Below are 9886 nucleotides of genomic sequence, written 5' to 3'. Positions count from 1 at the left end.
GCCGAGGAGCTTGAGGATGCCCTGGCCGGACTGGTTGGCCTGGGCGAGCATCGCCGTGCCGGCCTGGGACAGGATGTTGGTCTTCGTGTAGTTGACCATCTCCTGCGCCATGTCGGTGTCGGTGATGTGCGACTGCGACGCAGTCAGGTTCTGCGCCGAGACGTTCGCGATGTTCATCGCGTGGTTGAGGCGGTTCTGCACGGCGCCGAGGTCGGCCCGGTTGCCCGAGACGGCCGTGATCGCGGCGTCGATGGCCGTGATCGTCGTCTGGGCGGTGGCGTTGTCGGCGACGCTGAAGCCGGTGCCCGCTGCCGTGCCGTCGGTCGACATCAGGGCGCCGGTCGAGGTGCCCACGTCGGCGAGGGTCGCGGTGATCGTGTCGTTGGCCGTGCCGCCGGCGCCGACCTGGAACGCCTTCGCACCGCCCTTCAGCAGGTCGATGCCGTTGAAGTTGGTGCCGTTGGTGATGCGGTAGAGCTCGCGCGAGAGGTCGCCGGCCTCCTTGGTGATCGCGGTGCGCGAGCCGGTGTTGTTCGTGTCGTTGGCGCCCTGGACGGCCAGGTCGCGCATGCGCTGCAGGATCGAGTGGACCTCGCCGAGCGCACCGTCGGCGGTCTGGATCATGTTGATGCCGTCCTGCGCGTTGCGAGCGGCGATGCCGTAGCCGTTGACCTGGGCCTTGAGCCCCTCGGAGATCGTCAGGCCGGCGGCGTCGTCGGCCGCGGTGTTGATGCGCAGACCGCTCGAGAGCTTGGCCATCGAGCTCGCCATGCTCGCCGACGTGCGGCTGAGGTTGTTGTAGGCCTGCAGGGCCGACAGGTTCGTGTTGACGCTAAGAGCCATCGTTGTTCCTCCATGAATGAGTGGGTGCTGCCGGGCCCGTCCGTGGGCCCTCAGCTGCCCTTATCGGCAGGGCCGGCCGGCTCGTTAGGGCGCGTCGGCACGAACGCAGGCTTTACCCGGCCTTTACCACGCGCCTAATCCGCCATGGCCTGCTGCCGATAGAGGAGACTGACCGTGCACCAGGCGCCGGTCCACGAGATCTCCGGGAGGGGGAAACAGGATTGGGCGGCGCGACCCTGATGACCCGAGGAGACAGCCACGTGGGAACGGTCCAGGACCTCTCGGCCCGGCTGTGGCACGAGCGCGAGCTGCTGGACCTGCTGACGTTCAAGCTCGAGGAGGAGCAGCTGCTGCTCACGGCCGGCCGGACGCGGTGGATCTCACACGCGACCCGTGAGGTGGAGCAGGTCCTCGAGCGCCTCAAGGCGGCGGGCCTGGAGCGCGCGACGGCCGCGGCAGCGGTGGCCCGGGAGTGGTCCCTCCCTGCGGACGCGACGCTGCGCGACCTCGTGGCCGGCGCCCCCGACGGCGCGTGGGCCGACGTCCTCTCGGCGCACCTGGCCGCGATGACCGAGCAGTCGGCGACCATCCGGCAGCTGCGCGACGCGAACGCCCAGTTCCTGCGCGCCGCCGCCCGTTCGACGCAGGAGACGCTCGCGGCCACGGACCTGTCGGGCACCACCTACGACGCGCGAGGACGGGCGGCTTCTGCAGGCGAAGCCCACTTGTTCGACCGCGACCTCTGACCGCGACCTCTGACGCTCCACCACGAAAGGTCACGATGAGCACCTTCGGCCCACTCGGAACCGCCTACCGCGGGCTATCGGCGGCCCAGCAGGCGATGGACGTCGCCGGGCACAACGTCGCCAACGTCGGCACCGACGGCTACACCCGCCAGCGCATCGAGCAGTCCTCCATCACCTCTCCTGCCCAGGGCTGGGCCGGTTCCACCGGCGTGCAGGCAGGACAGGGCGTCTCGGTCGACCGCATCGCCCGACTGGGCAGTGCGCTCCTCGACGCCTCGGTGCGCACCACCGCGTCGACGGCCGGCTACCTCGCCCAGCGCTCCGCGGCCTTCGGCCGCATCGAGTCGACGCTGCGCGAGCCGGGCAGCGACGGGCTCTCCGCCCGCCTCACCGCCTTCTGGTCCGCTTGGCAGGACGTCGCGAACCAGCCGGGCGACCCGGGTGCGACGAGCGCGCTGCTCAGCACGGCGGGCCAGCTCGCCACGACGCTGTCCAGCGGCCGTGCAGCGCTCGAGACCCAGTGGGCCGACACCGCCACCGACACGCGCGGCATGGTGTCCTCCCTCAACGACGCGGCCACGCAGGTGGCGGCGCTCAACAAGCAGATCCGGTCGGCCGTGGCCCAGGGCGGCTCGCCCAACGAGCTGCTGGACGCACGCGCCCGGCTCACCGAGTCGGCCTCCTTCCTCGCCGGCGCGACCACCCGCGCCGAGGCAGACGGCACCGTGACCGTCTACCTCGGCGGCAACGCCCTCGTCAGGGGCGACAGCGCCCGGGCCGTCGCCGTGGTCGGGGCGACGATCATGGATCAGTCCGCGTCGTCGCCGCCGCGGCTCGAGTGGGCCGACCAGCCGGGCCACGAGGTCGGCCTCGAGGGCGGCACGATCGCGGGTGCGCTCTCAGTCCTCGCCCCGACGCAGCCGGACGGCACATCCGGCGCCATCGCCGGGGCCGCAGCCTCCTACGACGCCCTCGCCCGGTCCATCGCCTCGTCCGTCAACGCCGTGCACCGCAACGGACAGACCCGCACCGGCGCCACCGGCCTCGACTTCTTCCACCTCGACCCCACGCTGCCGGCGGCCCGGGGGCTCTCGGTCGTTCCGACGGGCGCCGACGGCATCGCGACCGCAGCGGTCGGGTCCGGGGCCCTCGACTCCTCCACCGCGGACGCCATCGCGCAGCTCTCCCGCGGAGCCGCCTCGCCCGACGCCCAGTGGGCAGCCTTCGTCACGGCGACGGGCAGCGCGTCGCGGGCCGCGACCCAGCAGTCCGCTCTGGCCGACGGCGCCGCCGGCAACGCCAAGCAGGCGCAGGTCGCAGGCGCGTCCGTGAGCCTCGACGAGGAGAGCGTGGGGCTCATCGCGGCCCAGCACGCCTACCAGGCGGCCGCGCGCGTCCTCAGCGCCATCGACGAAGCCCTCGACACCCTCATCAACCGCACCGGAAGCGTAGGACGCTGACCATGATCCGAGTTACCGACCAGTCGATGTCCCTCGCAGCGCAACGCGCGCTGGGCCGAGGCCAGTCGCGACTGGCCTCGGCCCAGCAGACCACCACCTCGGGCGCCCGCATCTCCCGGCCCTCCGACGACCCCGTCGGCACGGGCGAGGCCCTGCGCGTCCGCGCCGAGCTGGCCGCCCACGACCAGTTCCAGCGCAACATCGCCGACGGCACCGGCTGGCTGCGCACCATCGACTCCGCCCTCGACAGCGCAGGCGGGGCGCTGCGACAGGTGCGCGACGCGGTGGTCCAGGCCGGCAACGGGTCGCTGACCCAGGACGCCCGGGACGCGCTGGCCTCCGTCGTCGAGGGGCTACGGGCCGACCTGCTCGGCTCGGCCAACACGCGCTACCTCGGCCGCAACGTCTTCGCCGGAACCTCCGACGCCGAGGCCGCCTTCACCGACGGCAGGCCGCCGACCTTCAACGGCGCCCCCGGGAGCGTGACGCGCCGCATCGGTGCCGACCAGAGCGTGACCGTCGACGCCGACGGCCGCTCGGTGTTCGGCAGTGGCTCGGCATCCGTCTTCTCGCTGCTCGACGACATCGCGGCCGACCTGCGCGCGGGTACCGACCCCAGGTCACGGCTGGGGGCCCTCGACGCCGCGACGAGCACGGTCGTCGGCGCCCGCTCCGAGGTGGGCACCCGCTCGGCGCTGCTCGACCGCGCCAGCCAGGCCACGACCGACGCCACCACGACGCTCACCTCCCGGCGCACCGCCATCGAGGACGTCGACCTCGGCCAGGCCGTGCTCGATTTGGAGCTGCAGCAGACCGCCTACCAGGCGGCCCTCGCCGTCACGGCGAAGGTCCTGCAGCCGAGCCTGACGGAGTTCCTGCGATGAGCACCCTGATGTTCGAACAGCCGATGCCAGGCCTCGACCCGCACACCGTGTACGAGCTCGACGCCGTGGAGGGCGCCGACGGCGTCTTCAGCCTCCACCCGCAGGACGCCCCGGACGTCCGTCTCTTCCTGCTCGAGGCAGCGCTCTACCTGCCGTCGTACGTCCCCGAGGTCACTGCGGCCAGTGCGGAGATCGGGCTGGATCCGGACGACCCCGCCCGCATCCTCGTCGTGGCCACACCGGGCGAGGCGGGCACGTCCGTCAACCTGGCCGCCCCGGTGCTCGTCAACGAGTCCGCCGGGCGCGCAGTGCAGGCCATCCTCGACGGGTGGAACCTGCGAGCACCGCTCACCTGACAGACCAGGCCCCCGACGCGGTCGACACCTGGGGGGCGGGGCTCTCCAGACCATCCCTCCCCCGCACCCACCACCGCGACGGCACACGCCTTGGGTGCCGGGTGTGACGAAAAGGGGTGGACGGCACGGGTCGTAGGCCGGCCACGGGTGGGCGGGTCGCGTTTGGCCCTCGGCCCGGGTGTTGCTACGGTAGGCGACGCCTCGCAGGCGTAGTTCAGTAGCAGAACAGCCTTCTTCCAGAAGGAAGACGTACGTGCAATTCGTGCCGCCTGCTCCAGACGAAGGGCCCGGTCTCCACGACCGGGCCCTTCTGCTTGTCCCCCACCACCTGCGTCGCCCGCGTATGCCGTGTGGCCGGCCCGGCGGCATACGTCCCCAAGGGGACGGTGTGTCGCAACTGTGACCTGCCCCTCTTGCACTCGTTACCGGTCGGTAGCATCATGGAAGTGACCGGCCAGTAACTTGGCGCGCCCGGCTCGGCGACGACGCGGGCGCACGACGAGCGACAGAACGCGGAGGGTCCCCTGATGGGCCACTACAAGAGCAACGTGCGCGACCTCGAGTTCAACCTCTTCGAGGTGTTCAACCGGCAGGACGTTCTCGGGCAGGGCATCTACGCCGACGTCGACGTCGACGCGGCCAAGGACATCCTCCGCGAGGTCTCACGGCTCGCCGAGAACGAGCTCGCCGAGAGCCTCCTCGACAGCGACCGCAACCCGCCCGTCTACGACCCGGTGAGCCAGACGGTCACCATGCCCGACTCGTTCAAGAAGTCGTTCCGGGCGTACGTCGACGGCGACTGGGGCAACCTCGACGTCCCGGCCGAGCTCGGGGGCATGGTCGTCCCGGCGTCACTGCGCTGGTCCGTCGCCGAGATGGTCTGCGGCGCCAACCCGGCCGTCCACATGTTCACGGCCAGCTACTCCTTCGCCAGCCTGCTCTGGCACCTCGGCAACGACGACCAGAAGAAGCTCGCCAAGCACATCGTCGACAAGGCGTGGCACACGACGATGGTGCTCACCGAGCCCGACGCCGGCTCCGACGTCGGCGCCGRCCGCACCAGGGCCGTCCAGCAGCCCGACGGCACGTGGCACATCACCGGCGTCAAGCGCTTCATCACGAGCGCCGAGAGCGACCTGGTCGACAACGTCGTCCACTTCGTCCTCGCCCGCCCCGAGGGCGCCGGCCCGGGCACGAAGGGCCTGTCGCTCTTCATCGTCCCGAAGTTCCACGTCGACCTCGAGACCGGTGAGCTCGGCGAGCGCAACGGCGCCCACGTCACCAATGTCGAGCACAAGATGGGCCTCAAGGTCTCCACGACGTGCGAGGTGACGTTCGGCGAGCACGAGCCTGCTGTCGGCACCCTGCTCGGCGACGTCCACGACGGCATCGCGCAGATGTTCAAGGTCATCGAGAACGCCCGGATGTTCGTCGGCACCAAGGCGATTGCCACGCTGTCGACCGGCTACCTCAACGCACTCGAGTACGCCAAGGAGCGCGTCCAGGGCGCCGACCTCACGCAGATGACCGACAAGTCCGCCCCGCGGGTTCCCATCACCCACCACCCCGACGTCCGGCGCTCGCTCATGCTCCAGAAGGCGTATGCCGAGGGCCTGCGTGCGCTCGTCCTCTACACCGCGAGCCAGCAGGACGCGGTCAGCCAGGCCCAGTCCGGCAACCCGGCCGCCCCCCTCGAGCAGGGCTCGGCCGCCGAGGTCGCCAACCGGATCAGCGACCTCATGCTCCCGCTCGTCAAGGGCCTCGGCTCCGAGCGCGCCTGGGTGCTGCTCGGCACGGAGTCGCTCCAGACCTACGGCGGCTCGGGCTTCCTGCAGGACTACCCGATCGAGCAGTACGTGCGTGACGCGAAGATCGACACGCTCTACGAGGGCACCACGGCCATCCAGGGCCTCGACTTCTTCTTCCGCAAGATCGTCCGGGACAAGGGCCAGGCCCTCCAGCTCGTCGCCGGCCAGATGCAGGAGTTCGCCAAGGACCTCGGTGGGTCGCTCGACAAGGAGCGCGAGCTGCTCGGCAAGGCCCTCGAGGACGTCCAGGGCATCGTCGGTCACATGATCGGCGACCTCGTCAAGAGCGACCCGCGGATGGGGGGCGACACCGCCAACCTCTACAAGGTGGGCCAGAACACGACGCGCCTGCTCCTCGCGGCCGGCGACCTCGTCGTCGGCTGGCTGCTGCTGCGTCAGGCCGAGGTGGCGCAGAAGGCCCTCGACGGCGGCGCCACCGGCAAGGACGCCGACTTCTACCGCGGCAAGGTCGCAGCAGCCTCCTTCTACGCCAAGAACGTCCTGCCGAAGCTCACCGCCGAGCGTGCGATTGCCGAAACCACCGACAACGACCTCATGGACGTCCCCGAGTCAGCCTTCTGACCCCCACACCCGCCCCTCGATCGAAAGAGCAGCTCGTCCGCATCCGGGACGAGCTGCTCTTTCGATCAGACGGCGCGCTGGTAGGCCGGGCAGAGCTCGACGACGCGGAATCCCAAGGCCTCGTTGATCGAGACCATCCATGAGTTCGTGTCGTCGTTCCCCGTGACCACGCGCCGGCGCTCGGGGTGGTCAGCCTGCAGGCGCCGGAGGTTCTCGACCTTGACCGCCATCCCGAGCCGGTGGCCCCGATGCTCGCGGTGCACGAGCGTGCCCCACTGCCAGGCCATTCCGGGCGCGCCGGACGGCAGCATGAGGTCGGTGTAGGCGACGACGTCACCCGTCGAGCGGTGCACGGCGACGGTGGTCAGGCGCGCCCTCCCCTGCTGCCGGAAGACCTCGAGGTACTCCTCGTAGCGGGCCGGGGTCAGCGACTCCTCCTCGAACTCGATGTCGCCGGTCGGGGCGTCGACGGCGAGCTGGTTCATGACGGAGCAGAGCGACTGCTGCAGGTGCTCGGGCACTCCCCCGACATGGGTCTCGAGACGATACGTGGCCTCCCAGAGCGGCCGCGCGTCATCCGCGTGACGATCGAGGAGGTCGTCCGCGACGGGCAGCTCGAGGTGTCGCATGACCTCGGTGTTGCTGAGGTGGAAGCCGTGGCGCTCGGCGAACCGACGGTAGTCGTGGCCGTCGGAATCGGGCGGGACGAGGAAGTCGACGATGGCCGTGACGCGGCCCTCGTCACGGGCCCGGCCGAGGACTCTCTCGACGAGAGCCGTGCCGGCGCCGCGCCGGCGGTGGGGCGGGTCGACCTGGACGTCGAACCACGTCATCGTGGTGTTGTCCTCCATCGGCAGCCACAGCGTCGCGACCCCGACGAGCTCCCCGGCGTCGAAGGCGCCCCACATCTCCATCGGCTCGGCCTTGTCGACGTGACGCCACTCGACGAGCGTCTCGGCCAGCGACGGAGGCTCGTTCCACGGCCGCGCGTGACCCTTGCTGGCGCAGATGACCTCGTAGGCGCGCGCGCACTCCGAGTCGTCGTGCACGTCGATGAGCCTCGTCTCCATGACTCGACGGTAGGGCCCGGCGCCCGCGCCGTGCCATCGAGTTTCCCCGCCTCCCCGCGGGTCTCAGGTGGCGGGCGCGGGGAGGCGAGCGCATTGGTGGTCTGACCGGAGGTCGAAGCACGAACGGCGGCCCGAGCAGGTGAGTTCTCCTGCTCGGACCGCCGTCGCGTCACTGGGTGCAGGGACCCGGCTTCCGCCGGGTCGAGCCCGTGCTCCTCGGTTCAGAGAGTCTCTTCGCGACGCTCGACACGGCGCTCGACGACGTCGTCACCCTCGACGCGGCGCTCGACGACGTCGGGCGCACCACGGCGCTCCGTGACGACGGTGTGCTGGGTCCGGGCGCGCTGGGCGTTGAGCACGAGCGCGAGGATGATCGCCAGCGCACCGGCGACCATGAGGATGATGCCGATCGTGTTGCCGGTGCCGCTGCCCAGGTTGAGGACGCTGGAGTCGATGTTCGTGAAGTAGAAGATGGCTCCGACGACGAGCAGGAAGATCCCGAGTCCGATACCCATGCGCGCTCCTTGGCTGGGGTACGCCCTGAATGCGCACCTTTGTCACCCCATACCCGCCCGCCGCCGAACGTCCACGCCCGACCGGCCGGCCGGCGTCCCGGGCGACCCGGGGGCTCAGCGCGAGCGCCGTCGCCCGACGGCGAGCGTGACGGCGGAGACGAGGAGCATGACGACGCCCACGCCAATCGCGATCGCCATCTCGTAGTAGAGGTTGCGCGCGGCGAGGCCGTAGGCGGCGTCGGCGATGGTCCGCGCCACCTCCGGGTCGACGCGCTGCATGAGCGGCTCCCTCGCCATCATGACCGCGAGCGCGAGCGCGAGTGCCGTCACGATCCAACCGAGGGCCACGAGCGTCGTCGCCGTGCGCCAACGCCGGGCCAGGGCGATGGACAGCAGGCCCAGTGCCGCGACGACGAGCGGCGCCCACGGGCCCCAGGCGCCGGCGATGCGGTATGCCTGTTGCGCGTTCTGGAGGTCGGCGGCCTTGACGAGGGGGATCGTCACGACCGGCGCCAGCGAGCCGGCGTTCGGAACTCCGGCCTGCTCGAGGGTCGAGGTGAGCGCCGGGACGGGGATGGTGACCGCCACCGAGACCCGGCCCTGGACGTCGAGCCGGGTGTCGGCACGGCCCTGCATGACGTTGATGAACTGGGTGTGGACGGCGCGGATGCCGCTCGTCCACGCGTCCGCGACCTGAGGGCTGGCGACGAGAGCGGCAGCCTGGGCGCGGAGAGGCACCTCCAGCGCCTTCTCGATCGCGGGCTGCAGGTCGACGGCCCCGAGCACGCCCTGCACGAGGCCGTCGGTGAGCGCCTCCTGGACCTGCGGCTTGGCGACGACGGGACGCAGCTCCTCGACGAAGACGTCGGTGTGTGTCAGCAGCACGGCGGCCCAGAACCCCACGAGCGACACGGGGAGCAGGACGATGGCCAGCAGCCCGCACACGACCGAGAGGACGGAGCGGCCGCCACCACCAGATGACTGTCGTGCCACGCCTGCCGCCTCGTCCGCTCGGTGTCTTCCGCGCCGGGTCGGGCGCGCTAGTCGCCCGCCTGCACCCCGCGGAGGTCGAGAGTCAGTGTGGCACCGGCGGCCGGGTCCAGGGTGACCGGGATACCCCAGTCCTGCTGGAAGAGGTGGCAGGCGGCGTGCTCGGGCACCTCGCCCGTCTGGGGGTCGCCGTCGCACGCGGCGGCCTGGACCGAGATGTGCAGCGTGCCCGACCCGATCCCCTCGCGCAGCACGAGCGTCCGGGCCAGTCCCTCCGCCCGGCCCGCGCCCGAGACGAGCAGCGCGTCGGGGGTGGCGGACACGTCGAGCCGGGTCGGGTCGCCCCAGCGGAAGTCGAGCTTCTGACCTGCCGGCGGTACGAACGTCACCTCGAGGGCCACCTCGCCGGCAGGCAGCGGCGTCGGGGGCCGCTGGGTGCGGTGCGCGGGTCCGTCCACCCGCTGGGCGGCGTCGGGCAGGCCGACGCGCGTCAGGCGGTGGGCTGCCGACTCGACGACGACGAGGCGCACCTCGTCCGTCTGCGGGTCGCGCTCGACGACGGCGTCGCTGGGCTCGGCGAGGCCCTGCGCGAGGGACGGCGTCGCTGGGCTCGGCGAGGCCCTGCGCGAGGG

General features: G+C 71.4%; 9 protein-coding genes, 1 tRNA gene and 1 pseudogene. 6 read left to right on the top strand and 5 right to left on the bottom strand.

Features of this window, described 5'->3' with window-relative positions:
• Positions 1 to 843 (bottom strand): flagellin N-terminal helical domain-containing protein (locus AC1DP0_RS12055; RefSeq protein WP_478084803.1); only part of this gene is annotated, 843 nt, incomplete at its 3' end.
• Positions 844 to 1103: 260 nt separating this feature from the next.
• Between AC1DP0_RS12055 and AC1DP0_RS12050 the strand changes: the two genes are divergently transcribed.
• From AC1DP0_RS12050 to AC1DP0_RS12025, 6 genes are all read left to right on the top strand, one after another.
• On the top strand, positions 1104 to 1589 hold the full coding sequence (locus AC1DP0_RS12050) for a flagellar protein FlgN (RefSeq protein ID WP_478084802.1): 486 nt from the start codon (positions 1104 to 1106) through the stop codon (positions 1587 to 1589).
• A gap of 35 nt (positions 1590 to 1624) precedes the next feature.
• Positions 1625 to 3049 (top strand): flagellar hook-associated protein FlgK, encoded by a 1425-nt coding sequence (gene flgK, locus AC1DP0_RS12045; protein ID WP_478084801.1) that lies wholly within the window; start codon positions 1625 to 1627, stop codon positions 3047 to 3049.
• Positions 3050 to 3051: 2 nt separating this feature from the next.
• Positions 3052 to 3933, top strand: coding sequence for a flagellar hook-associated protein FlgL (gene flgL / locus AC1DP0_RS12040; protein WP_478084800.1), 882 nt, complete (start codon positions 3052 to 3054; stop codon positions 3931 to 3933).
• Positions 3930 to 4289: a flagellar assembly protein FliW gene (locus AC1DP0_RS12035; RefSeq protein WP_478084799.1), complete on the top strand. Its 360-nt coding sequence runs from the start codon at positions 3930 to 3932 to the stop codon at positions 4287 to 4289. The genes flgL and AC1DP0_RS12035 overlap by 4 nt, the downstream gene beginning before the upstream one ends.
• A 203-nt stretch (positions 4290 to 4492) precedes the next feature.
• Positions 4493 to 4566, top strand: a tRNA-Gly gene (locus tag AC1DP0_RS12030).
• 250 nt (positions 4567 to 4816) lie between these two features.
• Positions 4817 to 6679: an acyl-CoA dehydrogenase gene (locus tag AC1DP0_RS12025; RefSeq protein ID WP_478084798.1), complete on the top strand. Its 1863-nt coding sequence runs from the start codon at positions 4817 to 4819 to the stop codon at positions 6677 to 6679.
• Between the two features lie 65 nt (positions 6680 to 6744).
• Here the strand turns inward: AC1DP0_RS12025 and AC1DP0_RS12020 are convergent, their stop codons facing one another.
• The 4 genes and pseudogenes from AC1DP0_RS12020 to AC1DP0_RS12005 form a co-directional block, all read right to left on the bottom strand.
• Positions 6745 to 7749: a GNAT family N-acetyltransferase gene (locus tag AC1DP0_RS12020; RefSeq protein ID WP_478084797.1), complete on the bottom strand. Its 1005-nt coding sequence runs from the start codon at positions 7747 to 7749 to the stop codon at positions 6745 to 6747.
• Between the two features lie 221 nt (positions 7750 to 7970).
• Entirely contained in the window at positions 7971 to 8264 is a 294-nt protein-coding gene (locus AC1DP0_RS12015; protein WP_442279396.1) for a DUF6458 family protein, read from the bottom strand.
• Positions 8265 to 8378: 114 nt separating this feature from the next.
• Positions 8379 to 9257 carry a hypothetical protein gene (locus AC1DP0_RS12010; protein WP_478084796.1) on the bottom strand — a complete coding sequence of 293 codons (879 nt, stop codon included), beginning with the start codon at positions 9255 to 9257 and terminating at the stop codon, positions 8379 to 8381.
• Between the two features lie 47 nt (positions 9258 to 9304).
• A pseudogene (locus AC1DP0_RS12005) lies at positions 9305 to 9886 on the bottom strand (alkyl hydroperoxide reductase); the annotation flags it as partial.

The organism is Terrabacter sp. P5_B1 (assembly GCF_056400505.1).
This window is presented reverse-complemented; position numbering and strand designations above follow the sequence as displayed.